Raw genomic sequence first — 14742 nt, 5'->3', positions numbered from 1 at the left:
TTCTGCATCAAGAATTACCCTGAATTTATAAATCATAATTTTAGTATTTGATCCTACAAATGTATTATTTAAATATTACTTTAAACATGATTGGAATCGGATTTTATAAACAATAAAGTTTTTTTTACAATTCATCCTTGAAAATCAACAGTTCAGTAAAATTAAATTTTTCTTACACTTCAGTTGCCTTACTTTTGGTTTATAATTTAGAAATAATCCTATAGCTATATCTGTTTCTGTAAATCTAAAAATATGAAAACGTTATTAAAAAACCTTATAAAAGCGGTTGTTGTAAGCTTATTGATATGTACCGTTATTACCCTTATCAATTTTATATCAAAAAGAGAAATGGTATGGAATGAAGCCTATCTGAGGAATAATATCATAGGTTTTATATATGGAATTGTACTCTATTTTGTAAATGCTTATCTGTTTCATTTTATCAAAAGGATAGTAAAAGATGATAACTCTTATAAGAAACGCATATTGTTATTTCTGCCTCTGAGCGTTGCAGCTACATCATTGTCCGTATTTTTAATCAATATGGGATTGAAAACAGGATATGAAGGCCTTTCGTTTGATCAGTTCATTGCCGGACAGAGAATGAGTAATTATATAGTAATCATCATTATCTCGCTTATCATAGCTCTTAGTATTTTTAGTTTTTATTTCTATCGGGCATATAAAGAGGGGCAGCTAAAAAATCAGACTACTATTGCCAGCAATGCGACTGCAACTTTTGAGAGTCTAAAGAATCAGCTTGATCCGCATTTTCTGTTTAACTCCCTGAATGTGTTAAGTGCTCTTATTGAAGAAAATCCTAAAAAGGCACAGGAATTTACAGTTTCCCTGTCAAAAGTTTACCGTTATGTATTGGAACAGAAAGATAAGAATCTCGTATATGTGGAAGAAGAAATGGACTTTGCTCGTTTGTATGTAAGTCTGCTTCAGATGCGGTTTGAAAATGCTTTAGAAATCAGTTTTCCCGATGTGCAGCCTTATGTTCATTTAAAAATGATTCCGCTAAGTCTGCAACTGTTATTAGAAAATGCCATAAAACATAATATTGTAAGTGAAACAAAGCCTTTAAAAATTCAATTGTATTTTAAAGATAATAGCTTAATAGTACGAAACAACTATCAGAAAAAGGAAACTTTCACAAAAGAAAAGGGTATTGGACTCAATAACATCATCAACCGCTATGCACTGGTTTCTAATGAGCACATCCATATTGACAATGATGAAAACCATTTCAGCGTTTCATTGCCTCTCATTTCAGAAGATATGACTTTCCGGTTTGGAGTTCAGTTAAAAGAAGAAGAACTCTTCCAGAGAGCGTATGAGCGCATGAATAGATTGAAAGAATGGTATGTAAGTATTTATTTTGTAATCTTCGGATTTCCACTTTTTTTACTCATCAATAAACTGTGGTTTCCCGATTATAAATGGTGGCCTTATATCATTTTGTTCTTCATGGTATTTAATATGCTGATAAACGGATTCAGAGCATTGGATATTCTGGGAAAATGGGAGCGAAATATGATCATCAAACAAATTAATAAAAAATAAAAGTTATGGAAAAGAATAAGCATGTAGAGCTATTAAAAGCAAAAAAAAGAGTAAAACAAATAAAAGAGTTTTATTCTCATCTGTTCACCTATATTTTGGTAAATTCTATCTTAATTATACTCAATCTGTTCAATTCAAAAGGAGGGTATTGGTTTATTTACCCGCTATTGGGCTGGGGAATCGGTTTGTTTTCTCATGCTGCAAATACCTTTCACTTTATTCCTTTTTTAGGAAAAAACTGGGAAGACAGAAAAATACAACAATTTATGGACGAAGAACGCAATAAATTCAGACAATGAGAATCGTTATAATTGAAGATGAAAAACCGGCTGCCCGTTTGCTGAAGCGAAAAATAGAGGCTTTGGGGTATACAATTCAGCAACAATTGTCTTCTGTAGAAGAAGGACTCGATTGGTTTGGTAAAAATGAACATCCGGATTTAATTTTTGTTGATATCCAATTATCTGACGGACTCTCTTTTGAAATTTTTGAAAGCATTACTATTCAGAGTGCCGTTATTTTTACTACTGCTTATGACGAATATGCATTAAAAGCATTCAAACTCAATAGTGTGGATTATCTTTTAAAACCCATTGATGAACATGAATTGGAAATGGCTTTGCTGAAATTTAAAAGCAGATATGAAAAGAAATATGTAGATGTAGAATTGATGAAAAATCTACTGAAAAGACAAAATAAGGAACGTTATACGGTAAAAGTCGGAAATACATTGAAAATTATTGAAAGTGATTATATACAGTGCTTTTACAGTGCCAATAAAATCAGTTATCTCTCTACTCTCGAAGGACGAAATTATTTTTTGGATGACACCCTTGATACTCTTGAAAGTGAATGTGATAATAAAAAATTTTTCCGGGTCAACCGGCAGTTTATCATCAATATTAATGCGGTAAAAGAAATCAGTATTTATACTAATTCCCGTTTAAAAATCACATTACAAAACTTTAAAGAAGAGGAAATAATTGTGAGCAGAGAAAAAGTAGCTGCTTTTAAAAACTGGATAAGCTGATGAGTTTGTTGTTTATGAAATTAGGAATGTTTCTGGTCTTTTTTTTAGTATTTTTGTTGGTATAGCAATTAGAAAAATGAAAAAAGCAGCACAACTGATATTGGTGTTTTGTCTGGTTTTCTGTACCAATAGTATAGTGGCCCAAACAGTCAGAAAATCAGATAAGGAAATTTTAGAGAAACCGTACAAGCCGGAAGAAGATGCACAGGCAAAAATCGATGCTTTGTTTGTACAGGCAAAAAAACAACATAAAAACATTATCATTCAGGCAGGTGGTAATTGGTGTGTGTGGTGTCTCAGATTTAATGACTATATTAAAAAGACGCCTGAAATAAAGAAAGTCGTAGACAATAATTTTCTTTATTATCATTTGAATTTTTCATCTGAAAATAAGAATGAAAAAGTATTTAAAAAATATGCCCCGGATGGCGCACAGCTTGGCTATCCGTTTTTCATTGTTTTAGATGCTAGTGGTAAAGTACTTAAACTTCAGGAAAGCGGAAGTATGGAAAGCGGAAAAGGATATGACAAAGAAAAAGTACTGGCTTTTTTTAAACAATGGAAAGCCAAATAAAGTTCAAATAAAAAATCACTCTGTAAAGAGTGATTTTTTTATATATATGACTGATTAACTTTCAAAAGATTGCAGTGCAACCAGCTTGGAATAGGTACCTCCCTGTGATAATAATTGTTCATGAGTTCCCTGTTCTACGATTTCCCCTTTCTGCATCACTACAATAAGATCGGCTTTTTGAATGGTAGACAATCGGTGGGCTATGACTACTGATGTTCTGTTTTGCATCATTTTGTCGAGAGCATCCTGTACCAAGCGTTCACTTTCTGTATCTAAAGCAGAAGTCGCTTCATCAAGAATCATAACAGGAGGATTTTTTAAGACTGCTCTGGCAATGGAGAGACGTTGTTTCTGACCGCCTGAAACTTTATTTCCGGCATCTCCGATATTAGTGTCCAGACCTTCTGGCAGATCCATTACAAAATCGTAAGCATTCGCTATTTTTAAAGCAGCAATGATTTCTTCGTCTGTAGCATCTAATTTACCGATTCGGATATTGTCTTTAATGCTGCCGTTAAACATAATACTGTCCTGAGTTACCAATCCTGTCAGATCACGAAGAGATTTCATGGTTACGTCTTTTATATTATGACCGTCAATCCGGATTTCTCCTTTGTTTACATCGTAAAAACGCGTCAACAAATTGGCAATGGTACTTTTTCCACTACCGGATTGTCCAACAAGTGCAATAGTTTTACCCTTTGGAATTTCAAGAGAAAAATTCTTTAATACGGCATCCTCTCCATAGGCAAAAGTAATATTCTTAAGACTGATTTTATCATTAAATTCTTTAATATCAATAGCATTCGGAGTATCTTCAATAGTATTCTCTACCTCCAGTACCTCAAAAACGCGTTCTGCTGCTGCCAAACCATTTTTTACCTGATAAGAAGCTCTTGAAATTGCTTTTGCAGGGGTAAGAATATTATATGCCAAACCGATAAAAGCAATAAATAATGAACCGCTTAGGGTTTTATCTACCAGTACAAGGTTACCACCGTAAAACAATAATACTGCTATGACGATAATACCCATAAATTCACTCATGGGAGATGATAGATTGTTTTTCTTACCTATTTTATTGGACAATTTGTATAATCTGTTCAGTGAATCATTAAAAATCTTGTTGAAGAAATTTTCTGCATTGTAACTTTTTACCACTTTTAAACCGGTAAGACTTTCATCCACGATAGAAATAAGATACCCGTTTTCCTGTTGAGCCCGCGTTGACTGAGATTTAAGCGATTTTCCTATTTTTGAAATGATGAAACCTGAAATCGGGATAAAAATAAATACAAATAAAGTAAGCTTAACGCTGAAATTCAACATCATAAGAATAGAGAAAATAATGGTAAGCGGTTCTTTCACAATAAGTTCCAATACCATGAAAAAGGAATTCTGTACTTCATTTACATCGCCAAGCATACGTGACATTACATCTCCTTTGCGTTTTTCAGAATAATAAGAGATGGGTAGCTCTGTAATTTTTTTATACATTTTGGCACGTAAATCTCTTAAAACGCCATTTTTTAATTTCATCAAATGCTGTAAAGCCGCATAATTAAAAGGTTCTTAAGAAGAAAAGTCGTTAATACGAGACCTACTGTAAATAAAAGAGCATAATTGGCACCATATTCATTTGAAAAATGCGTTACATAATAAAAAATATTCTTTTAGATAAGTACTGATATTTTCTATTCCGGTATAAACAGGAATTTCATATATTTTTATATCATTATTAAACAATACTTCTAATACAGGATACATCGCTGCAAACCCAGTGTACCAAATAATGCATACAGAATATTGAATACAATATTCCAAACCACATGGAATTTGTAGTTTTTTACAAAAGGTATTATTTTTTTTAAATTTTCATCCATTAGTTCAAGCCTAAATCAGTAATAAAATGTTTGATTTTTTCAGTCAGATACGCATCAGTATCTTCAATTTCATCTGTATGCTCTATCGGAGCATTACAGCTGAAATAAAATTTTATTTTGGGTTCTGTACCACTTGGTCGGGCACATATTTTACTTCCGTCTTCCAGATAATAGATTAATACATCTGACTTTGGCAGATAAAGCGGTTCTTCTTCACCTGAAAACATGTTTTTTGCTTTTGAACTTTGATAATCTTCAACAAAGACTACACGTTCTCCGTTTAATTCTTTAACAGGATTTTCTCTGAAATTAGTCATCATTTGTTTAATTTCAGTAGCACCTTCCATTCCCTTTTTGGTAATTGAAATCAGGTGTTCTTTATAGTAACCGAAGTCGGCATACAGATTTTGCAATTCCTGATAAATAGAACTACCAGCTGCTTTTGCCAAGGCTGCGATTTCACAGATCAACAGGGTAGAAGCAACAGCATCTTTATCGCGTACGGCATCTCCTACCATATAACCAAAACTTTCTTCTCCACCTCCAATGAATGTTTTTTCCGGAAAATCTTTAATCATTTTTGCAATCCATTTAAAGCCAGTAAGCCCTACTTTACATTCTACTCCGTAATATTCGCCTAAAGCCAGCATCATCGGAGTTGAAACAATAGTGGAACCAATGAATTCTTTTCCCGTAATTTTTCCTGCTCTTTTCCATTGTTCTAATAAAAAGGCTGTCATTACGATCATGGTTTGATTGCCGTTTAGCAATACCATTTTATCTTCGTTATCCCGCACTGCAATTCCTAAGCGGTCAGCATCAGGATCAGTTCCGATTACAATATCTGCTCCGGTTTCATCAGCCAGTGCCAGAGCCATTGCCAGTGCTTCAGGTTCTTCCGGATTAGGTGATTTTACCGTAGGAAAATTACCGTCAGGCAGCGCCTGTTCCTTGACAATCTGTACCTTTGTATAGCCCGCTTTATCCAAAACGTTTGGTATTGCTTTTATGGATGTTCCGTGAAGGGAAGTAAATACGATTTTTAAATTTTCTTTTGCAGATACCGGAATGTTGAATCCTGCATTTTCTAAGGCAGAAGCTGCGAAAGCGTCGTCAATTTCCTTATCGATATATTGGATAAGGTTTTCATTTGCCTGAAAATTAATATCTTCATAGGCAAGTTTTTCTATTTCCTCAATGATTTCTTTATCCTGTGGTGGGACAATCTGTCCTCCATCCTGCCAGTAAACTTTGTAGCCGTTATATTCAGGCGGATTGTGAGAAGCTGTAAGCACTACTCCTGTATGGCAGTTCAGATATTTTACCGCAAAAGATAATTCCGGAGTTGGACGAAGGTCTGAAAATAAAAAAACCTGAATACCATTTGCAGAGAAAACATCGGCTACTACTTTTGCCAGTGTATTACTGTTATGTCGGCAATCATAAGCAATTGCTACACGAAGTTGCTCTCCCGGAAAAGATTTCTTTAAATAATCAGAAAGACCCTGTGTATTTTTCCCCAGTGTATATTTATTGATTCTGTTTGTTCCCACCCCCATAATACCTCGCATACCTCCCGTGCCAAATTCAAGGTTTTTGTAAAAGGCATCTTCAAGTTCTTTTGGAGATGAAGTCATGAGTTCTTTGATCTCTTGCTGCGTGATTTCATCAAAAGCAGGTGAGAGCCATTGATGTACTTTATCTAAAATATTTTGAGCTATGTGCATTTTTTTCTTTATATTTATTTAAACGAAAGACCTTAAAAAGTCTTTTCCTAATTGTTGACTTATGAAAAAAGCATTTTTTAAGTCCCTGGCTAAAATCAATCATTTGATATTACCCAATTATACTAAAAAACAACTTGATTTAAGTAAAGCAACAAAATTACAGAAAGCGCTTGTTGCCTGGAAATATTACGTAACCATAAACAGTCTTTAAAAGAATGATTGAGATCAGGTTGTTTCTGAAACTTTGTATCGTTTAGACTTGTTTTTGGTTCTGAGAATAATCTCTCCTAAAAATCCGGCTAAAAAAAGTTGTGTCCCGATAACCATTGCTGTCAGCGAAATATAAAACCAAGGATTGTTTGTAATGAGTATAGCGGTATGTCCAGTATATATTTTATAGAGTTTTACGATGCCGATATAGGCTGCCGAAATAAATCCGACTCCAAACATCAGAGCTCCTAAAGCACCAAAAAGGTGCATAGGTCTTTTTCCGAATTTAGATAAGAACCAAATCGTAATCAGATCCAGAAAACCGTTAACAAAGCGGCTCATACCAAATTTTGAATGTCCGTATTTTCTTGCCTGATGTATTACCGTTTTTTCTCCGATTTTGTCATAACCTTCATTTTTGGCTAAAACAGGGATATAGCGGTGCATTTCACCATAAACATCAATATTTTTTATTACGTCTTTTTTATAGGCCTTGAGACCACAGTTAAAATCATTTAATTGTACACCAGAAGTTTTTCGGGCTGCCCAGTTAAATAACTTGGATGGAATATTTTTAGCCAAAACGGAATCATATCTTTTTTTCTTCCATCCCGAAACCAGATCATAGTGTTGATCTGTAATCATTGTGTAAAGTTCTGGAATTTCATCCGGACTGTCCTGTAAATCGGCATCCATTGTAATGACAACATTCCCTGATGCTTTTTTAAAGCCGATATTCAGTGCCTGAGATTTGCCATAATTTTTTTGAAAACGAACTCCCTTTACACAAGGATTTGTTTGTGCCAGTTGCCTGATGGTAACCCATGATGTATCAGTGCTTCCGTCATCTATAAATAAAATTTCATAGGAAAAACCATGGTTATTCATTACTCTTACGATCCAATCGTGTAGTTCCGGCAGGGATTCCTTCTCATTGAGCAAGGGTATGACAACAGAAATATCGATCATTAGGCTTGTGGTTTGGCAGAAAACTCTGTTTTATTTCTAAAGATCAAAGCTGCGATCAAACCGGCAACGGATAACATCGCAATTCGGATAGCACCTGAAGTTAATAAAGTGCCTATCGCATACGGATTAGATGCTTTCACGGCTTCTATGGATACCTGAGCCTGTTCAGCAGGAACATTAAATTTATTTAATTGTTCAGCAGTTAAAGCAATATAATGCTGTTTTAAAGCCTCACCCGTAGCAGTATCAAAAACACCGTATATTAAAAATTGAAGAAGAGTAGGCACAAGAACACCAATTGTAATTACTAAAATGTAAGGGGTAAAAGCTTCACGAAATGTAATGTAGCCTCCAATTTTCTTTTTTGATGTAACCATACTGATGATTCCGAAAATAAGAATTAAAAAAATTAATCCAAATCCGTTGATAATGGAATTCATCAGCGTATAATCGTAAAAATAGATAAACAGATTAATGATGACCAGTATAATGGCTAATAAAACACCATACCTGATGCCAATATTTTTGATTGTTTGATTCATTATAATACTATATAATATAAGTTTACAAATATAGAAAAATGTAAGGAATACACTTACATTATATAAGAGTAAATTAAGAGTAGAATATGTAGGAATAGTTATTAAACTCTGGTTATTAGCACAAGCTTAATAGAATGTAATCCCGGTTGTGATAAAATAAATTTATAGATATTGGCGCTGAATAAAGTAAACTTCAATCATTTTTTGTGCTATCGTAAAGTATAGAAATGTAGAAATAGTATTTGTTTTTTATTTAAACATTTGATATTTAGTTTTTTATAGTTGAAGTGTTTTGTATGTTGATTTTATAAAGAAAGAATGGTCAAAGTTGTCTTTTTTAGATAAAAAAATGTTTGTAAATTGAAATTTAATTGTAAATTTGCCATCTGAAATAAATAATTAAAAACAAAAAGTTATACAACGTTTATACCTTTTTTGAAAATAAAAGCATCAGAACGGAGTATAGCCATAATATTAAAGACGATTTATCATGAAAAAAGGTATTCACCAGAAAATTACAGATTAGTAGCATTTAAAGATATGTCTAACGAAGACGTATTCATCACAAAATCAACAGTAGAGACAAAAGAAACCATCGAAGTTGACGGAGTAGAATACCCGGTTTATAAAATGGAGATCTCCAGAACATCTCACCCTTTTTATACTGGTAAATCTAAACTTATCGATACTGCAGGACGTATTGATAAATTCAAAACTAAATATGCTAAATTCAACAAATAAGAAGTTGAAAAATATAGGAAAGCCGTTCGTAACGAACGGCTTTTTTTATATATGAATGTTTATATTTGTAACTCAATAAAAATTTAGGTATGAACTACATCTTATTTGACGGAAGTGTTAGAAATGCATTATTGCCTTTTACTTTTACCAGACCGGTAGGAGATATTCGCGTTGGTATTCTGACCATTCGTGAGAAATGGGAAAAATATCTCGGCAATACCACTACAACCATTACAGAAGATTATTTGTCTGATAAATATCCGATGGTAGAGATGGATGAAAATATTCTTATTAATGCAGCGTATCTGCCTAATGAGATATTGGTTGAACTTATTACTAATCTTCATGACCGGCAAGCAGTAGTAAAAGAAGATGAGATAATTGCTTTTTATACTACTGACGCACAGGAAGAAATTGATTTTGATGATTATGAGTTCATTGAATATACAGATGATTGTTTAAAAATTGAGCATACCTGGGATATCTTTCAGAAAAATGATGCCGCAATCCGTGAAGATTTTGAGCTGCTTACTCAAGACCGTAAGTCACAGCCCATCCCTTCAACCGTACAGGTTTTGAATCCGGAAAATATTTTTATCGAAGAAGGTGCAGTTCTTAATTTTGTAACGCTCAATGCCTCTACAGGTCCGATATACATCGGTAAAAATGCAGAAATTATGGAAGGATCTGTTATCAGAGGACCTTTCGCTTTGTGTGAAGAAGCACAGGTAAAACTGGGTACCAAAATCTACGGGGCTACTACGGTAGGGCCGCATTGTCGTGTAGGAGGAGAAATAAACAATTCGGTTTTGTTTGCGTATTCTAACAAAGGACATGATGGTTTTTTAGGAAATGCTGTATTGGGGGAGTGGTGTAATATTGGAGCAGACAGCAACAATTCAAATTTAAAGAACAACTATGAACCTGTAAAATTATGGAATTACGAAACAGCACGTTTTGAAAACACGGGATTGCAATTTTGCGGCTTAATGATGGGCGATCACAGCAAATGCGGTATCAATACTATGTTTAATACAGGTACAGTAGTGGGGGTGTGTGCCAATATATTCGGAGCCGGTTTTCCTCGAAATTACATCGCTAATTTTACATGGGGCGGTGCTCAGGGAGTGCAGGTATACCTGCCTAAAAAAGCATTTGAAACAGCAAAAATTGTTATGCAGCGCCGCCATATAGAATTTTCTTCTATGGAAGAAGCTATTTTACAGCATGTCTTTGATGAAACAGCTGAATGGCAAAAAACTGATACCATATAGAAAACAAAAGGATAATGAAACTTCATTATCCTTTTTTATTTATCATTGTAGTTTTTAACGTACCAAAGAGAAATGACCTTTTAATACTTTTTTATCTGAAAAAGTAATGGTAAACCAATAATCTGTAGAGGGCATTGGATGGTTATTGTGCATTCCGTCCCAATAATACTGAGCAGAAAATTCATATAATAATTTTCCGTAGCGGTCAAAAATCCGGATAATCGCTTTACTGTCCATCCAACTGAGGTTTTCAATCCGCCATACATCATTCCTGCCATCCCCATTAGGTGAAAAAAACCTTGGATAATCAAGCAGATATACTTTTTCCTGATAAGATCCGCAGCCATTTTTATCGCGTATATAAACGGTATAAACACCCGGAGAAAGATTGGTAAATGATGCGTTGTTTTGGAAATTTTCTCCGTCAAGAGAATATTCATAGTCACCACTTCCCGAGGCATAAATTGTGATTGAATTAGAAGTAGCAGAGAAGTCCTGTATGTCAAACCTTACAGCATCCGGACCGGCTGAAACGATAATTGTAAATTGTTCTGTCACCTCACAGCCATCTTCAGTAGTATAAGTAACGGTATATAATCCGGCTTCCGATACCGTTATAGTACGGGTAACTTCATTTGTGTTCCATGTGTAAGTAGTACTTTCTCCCAATGCTTTTAGTTCTACAGAATCACCCTTGCACAATTTTATTTCTTTTTTGGGAAATAGCACACTTGTAAAAATGGTTAACTCAACCGGGATAATGGCATAACAGCTACCATTCAGGCTGATTTGTGCATATATCGTCTGTTGGTTCGGAACGGTATTGTTAAAGGTGTTGGTAAAACCATTCTGACCTGATAAGGCATCATTTGCTGTCAGATAATAAGTAACCTGATACTGATTGTTCAAACTATTTTGTTGAAGTATTTCTTGTGAAATAACGCTTAGTGAAAAACTTGTAAGTCCATCCTGTGTTTCATCAGAATCACATTTTGCATATAAATGGGTAGGTAAATTTTCATTATTAATGAGCAATTTAACTTTTACAGTATACTCACAGCCATTTTCAGATTGTATGATGGCATATAAAGTTGTATTATTTGCCGCCTGATAGTTAGTAGTATTAGCAATTACACCTGAAGGGATGTTATTATTTATACTCTGATAAAAGAATATTTCTTCATATTCATTTTGGGTAATCAGCGGTATCGCATCATTCAGATTGAAAAATGATGTTGTAGTTCCTGTGAGACCGCAAACCTGTAAGGAAACTTCAGAAGTATAAGTGAAATTATCATATTCTATCGTAATCTCACCATACGTAACACAATTGTTGCTTTTGGTTATTTCTACCTTATAGACGCCTGCTTGCATAACATTATAAGTAGCATTTGTAGCACCCGCAATTAGTTGATTGTTACGGTACCATTTATAAGAAGCTGCATTGGGTATAGCGGCGTTTAAAGAAAGGGTTTCTCCGGCACATAAAGCATTAAATGTACTCAATAAACGGTCATTCCCTAACGATATGGAAGCATCAAAGCTATTGGCACGTAAAAAAACAGCGGAATCATACAAATTATTTCCCTGATCGGCAATCACAATTTTTATATGATATGTGTGGCCGGGAACTACATTGGCCTCAACCATTAGCGGAACAGTATTTCCGTTGTATGCAATTGGAGAATTAATGTTGTTATAACTTGCAAAATACTGTGCATTGGCCGGTGGACACAAACCCCCTGCACCTCTGATGGTACTTGATGTTACAGGAATAGTTGTGTTGGGTACTAAAGCCAGATTTTGCGGAGTTCCATTATTGGTTACATCTGTCAGTATAAAAGCAAAACCATCTGTATAACCGCATTGTGAAGGTGTACCGGACAACAAATATTGCTCTGAAGCAAAGATGTATTCAAAACGCATGGTATTGGCATCCGGAATGAAATTAAATTCTAAACTCGTAGCGTTATAGGTATTGTTGATATTAACAGAATTTTCAAGATCAATATCACCTCCCCAGGAAGAAGGACCGTCGCTAAGAGTTCCGCTGTTAGGTCCCGGAGCAGCATTTAATTTACCTGTAGTAAGGATAATTCCTTCATCAAACGGGAAGTTGGATTGTCCTTTGTTAAAATATCCCCAGCTCTTAATACCATCCTGAAAAGTATACCCTTTTACCTGAATGGCACTCACTTCTGTACATGTACCGTTTAAAAAAACATTGTTAACAAGATCATTGTTGGTATAAGTATTATTCACTGTAATATTCTGAGAATAGCTTATAATACTTGAAATTAAGGCAATTGAGAGTAATAGTAGGCGTTTTTTCATAATGCGCAAAGATACATCGAAAAAAAAATATCTGAAGTTATCTCTATGCTAAATTTTTAAATCTATTGAAAAGGTACTGTTGTTGGTTTTCCAAAATTGAAATTCTGCAGGTCAAAATTAGAATTTCGAAGGTTATTGGTTTTAAACTCTTTTTCCCATACAATCCAAACATAAAAAGAGAGAAGTTGTAAAAATTCCTCTCTTTTAGTAGTTATATTTTTCCAATCTGCAGTGTATTTGAATCTTTATTCCAACAAACACCCGTGATTAGTCTTTCAAAATATTTCTGGAAATCACTAATTTCTGAATTTCAGTGGTACCCTCTCCAATAGTACAAAGTTTAGAATCTCTAAAGAATTTTTCTACCGGGAAATCTTTTGTATAACCATATCCTCCGTGAATCTGAATAGCTTCAGTAGCTACCTTAACACAAACTTCAGATGCATACATCTTCGCCATAGCTCCTAATGTAGTAACCGGCTTGTGATTGTTCTTCAAAAAGGCAGCTTTATGCAACAGCAATTCTGAAGCTTCTATTTCAGTTGCCATATCAGCCAGTTTAAAACCAATAGCTGAAAAGATGATATAGGTTTTCCAAACTGAACGCGTTCTTTAGAATATTTCAAAGCAGCTTCATAAGCTCCTTTGCGATACCCAAAGACAAAGCTCCAATTGAAATACGACCACCGTCTAATATTTTCATTGCCTGGATAAATCCTTCACCTACTTCTCCTAATCTGTTAGCATCGGAAACACGGCAGTTATCAAAAATTAATTCAGCTGTTTCAGAAGCACGCATTCTAATTTGTTTTCTTTCTTACCGGAACTGAATCCAGGAGTACCTTTTTCAACAACAAAAGCTGTCATTCCACGCGAATCTCCTTTTTCTCCTGTACGTACAATTACTACAGCAACATCACCAGAAATTGCATGTGTAATGAAATTCTTTGCTCCGTTCAGTATCCATTCGTCCCCATCCTTTACAGCTGTAGTAGCCATTCCGCCAGCATCTGATCCCGTGTTATGCTCAGTCAATCCCCAAGCACCAATCCATTCTGCTGTTGCCAGTTTAGGAATCCATTTTTCTTTTGCTCCTCATTTCCAAAGGTTAAAATATGATTGGTACATAATGAATTATGTGCAGCTACTGACAAACCTATAGATGAATCTACTTTTGAAATTTCTTCAACAATTGTAATATACTCGTGATATCCCAATCCAGAACCACCTAATTCTTCAGGCACCAAAACTCCCATAAAACCCATTTCTCCCAATTTCTTAAACAATTCTACAGGAAAAATTTGTGCCTCATCCCACTCCATTATATGTGGACGGATATTTTGTTCTGCAAAATCACGAATAGATTGCGCAATCATAGCTTGCGTTTCATTATATTCAAAATTCATATAGTTTACTTTTTTGCTATTTTTATTAAAAATCCAAATATAACGCTATTATCTTTAATTTGTCAAGGGGAAAGCCGTTAATTTTTTCTAAATCTTCAATAGTCAAGGGTTCAGATTTTTTACTTCTATAAATGAGAATATTTCTGGAAAGCTCATGATTTATATAAGGTATTTTAGAAATCTCTTGCTTAGAAGCTGTATTAATATTTATTTTATGAATAACAGGTGGTTTTTTCACAATAAAATATTTTTGAAGAGAGTGTATTACTTCAGGCGGCAGATTCCAAATAAAGGCTACCTGATCCATATGAACAAAACCTCCCATTCTCTTCCTTTCATTGATAATTCTCTGAGCATATCCGTCACCTATTCCCTTTATCAGTTTAAAATCCTCTGCAGTAGCACTATTAAAATCTTTTATTACAAGTAACGCAGAATCATCTTTAAAATTTCTGTTTGCGTTTTTTGCCGTTACCCAGTCCG

At 34.4% G+C, this 14742-nt stretch carries 13 protein-coding genes and 2 pseudogenes; 8 read left to right on the top strand and 7 right to left on the bottom strand.

The window, feature by feature from the left end; translation table 11 throughout:
- Positions 1-252: 252 nt before the first annotated feature.
- The 4 genes from QW060_RS23200 (at position 253) to QW060_RS23185 (ending at position 3173) form a co-directional block, all read left to right on the top strand.
- Positions 253-1569, top strand: a complete 1317-nt coding sequence (locus tag QW060_RS23200) for a histidine kinase (RefSeq protein ID WP_290363551.1) — start codon at positions 253-255, stop codon at positions 1567-1569.
- 5 nt (positions 1570-1574) lie between these two features.
- Complete coding sequence (locus QW060_RS23195) at positions 1575-1868, top strand: 2TM domain-containing protein (protein ID WP_290363550.1); 294 nt, start codon at positions 1575-1577, stop codon at positions 1866-1868.
- Positions 1865-2599: a LytR/AlgR family response regulator transcription factor gene (locus tag QW060_RS23190; protein ID WP_290363549.1), complete on the top strand. Its 735-nt coding sequence runs from the start codon at positions 1865-1867 to the stop codon at positions 2597-2599. Before QW060_RS23195 ends, QW060_RS23190 begins: the two co-directional genes overlap by 4 nt.
- A gap of 76 nt (positions 2600-2675) precedes the next feature.
- The gene (locus QW060_RS23185; protein WP_290363548.1) at positions 2676-3173 is read left to right on the top strand and encodes a thioredoxin family protein; all 498 of its coding nucleotides are present in this window, start codon (positions 2676-2678) and stop codon (positions 3171-3173) included.
- A gap of 54 nt (positions 3174-3227) precedes the next feature.
- Here QW060_RS23185 and QW060_RS23180 read toward each other — a convergent pair.
- Positions 3228-5056 (bottom strand): annotated as a pseudogene (locus QW060_RS23180) (ABC transporter ATP-binding protein).
- Entirely contained in the window at positions 5056-6783 is a 1728-nt protein-coding gene (locus QW060_RS23175) for a phospho-sugar mutase (protein ID WP_290363546.1), read from the bottom strand. Before QW060_RS23175 ends, QW060_RS23180 begins: the two are co-directional and overlap by 1 nt.
- A gap of 61 nt (positions 6784-6844) precedes the next feature.
- On the opposite strand from QW060_RS23175, the gene QW060_RS23170 reads away from it, so the two are divergent.
- Positions 6845-6994 (top strand): SsrA-binding protein, encoded by a 150-nt coding sequence (locus QW060_RS23170; protein ID WP_290363545.1) that lies wholly within the window; start codon positions 6845-6847, stop codon positions 6992-6994.
- Positions 6995-7008: 14 nt separating this feature from the next.
- Here QW060_RS23170 and QW060_RS23165 read toward each other — a convergent pair whose 3' ends face one another.
- Both QW060_RS23165 and QW060_RS23160 read right to left on the bottom strand, forming a co-directional pair.
- On the bottom strand, positions 7009-7959 hold the full coding sequence (locus QW060_RS23165) for a glycosyltransferase family 2 protein (RefSeq protein WP_290364742.1): 951 nt from the start codon (positions 7957-7959) through the stop codon (positions 7009-7011).
- A 2-nt stretch (positions 7960-7961) separates the two neighbouring features.
- Complete coding sequence (locus QW060_RS23160; protein ID WP_290363544.1) at positions 7962-8504, bottom strand: DUF4199 domain-containing protein; 543 nt, start codon at positions 8502-8504, stop codon at positions 7962-7964.
- A 483-nt stretch (positions 8505-8987) separates the two neighbouring features.
- On the opposite strand from QW060_RS23160, the gene QW060_RS23155 reads away from it, so the two are divergent.
- Both QW060_RS23155 and QW060_RS23150 read left to right on the top strand, forming a co-directional pair.
- Entirely contained in the window at positions 8988-9245 is a 258-nt protein-coding gene (locus QW060_RS23155; RefSeq protein ID WP_290365253.1) for a type B 50S ribosomal protein L31, read from the top strand.
- 89 nt (positions 9246-9334) lie between these two features.
- The gene (locus tag QW060_RS23150; RefSeq protein ID WP_290363542.1) at positions 9335-10519 is read left to right on the top strand and encodes a GlmU family protein; all 1185 of its coding nucleotides are present in this window, start codon (positions 9335-9337) and stop codon (positions 10517-10519) included.
- 54 nt (positions 10520-10573) lie between these two features.
- On the opposite strand, the gene QW060_RS23145 is transcribed toward QW060_RS23150, so the two are convergent.
- Positions 10574-12853, bottom strand: a complete 2280-nt coding sequence (locus tag QW060_RS23145; protein ID WP_290363541.1) for a choice-of-anchor L domain-containing protein — start codon at positions 12851-12853, stop codon at positions 10574-10576.
- A gap of 65 nt (positions 12854-12918) precedes the next feature.
- Here QW060_RS23145 and QW060_RS23140 point away from each other — a divergent pair, with 65 nt between their 5' ends.
- A complete protein-coding gene (locus tag QW060_RS23140) occupies positions 12919-13044 on the top strand; it encodes a hypothetical protein (protein ID WP_290365252.1) in 126 nt (41 codons plus the stop codon).
- Positions 13045-13120: 76 nt separating this feature from the next.
- Here the strand turns inward: QW060_RS23140 and QW060_RS23135 are convergent.
- Positions 13121-14259, bottom strand: a pseudogene (locus QW060_RS23135) (acyl-CoA dehydrogenase family protein).
- Positions 14260-14284: 25 nt separating this feature from the next.
- Positions 14285-14742: ComEA family DNA-binding protein (locus QW060_RS23130; RefSeq protein WP_290365251.1), on the bottom strand; the 458-nt coding region annotated here is incomplete at its 5' end.

This window comes from Paenimyroides ceti (assembly GCF_030409925.1).
The sequence above is the reverse complement of the archived record's forward strand: the minus strand, read 5'-3'. Positions and strand labels throughout refer to the sequence as shown.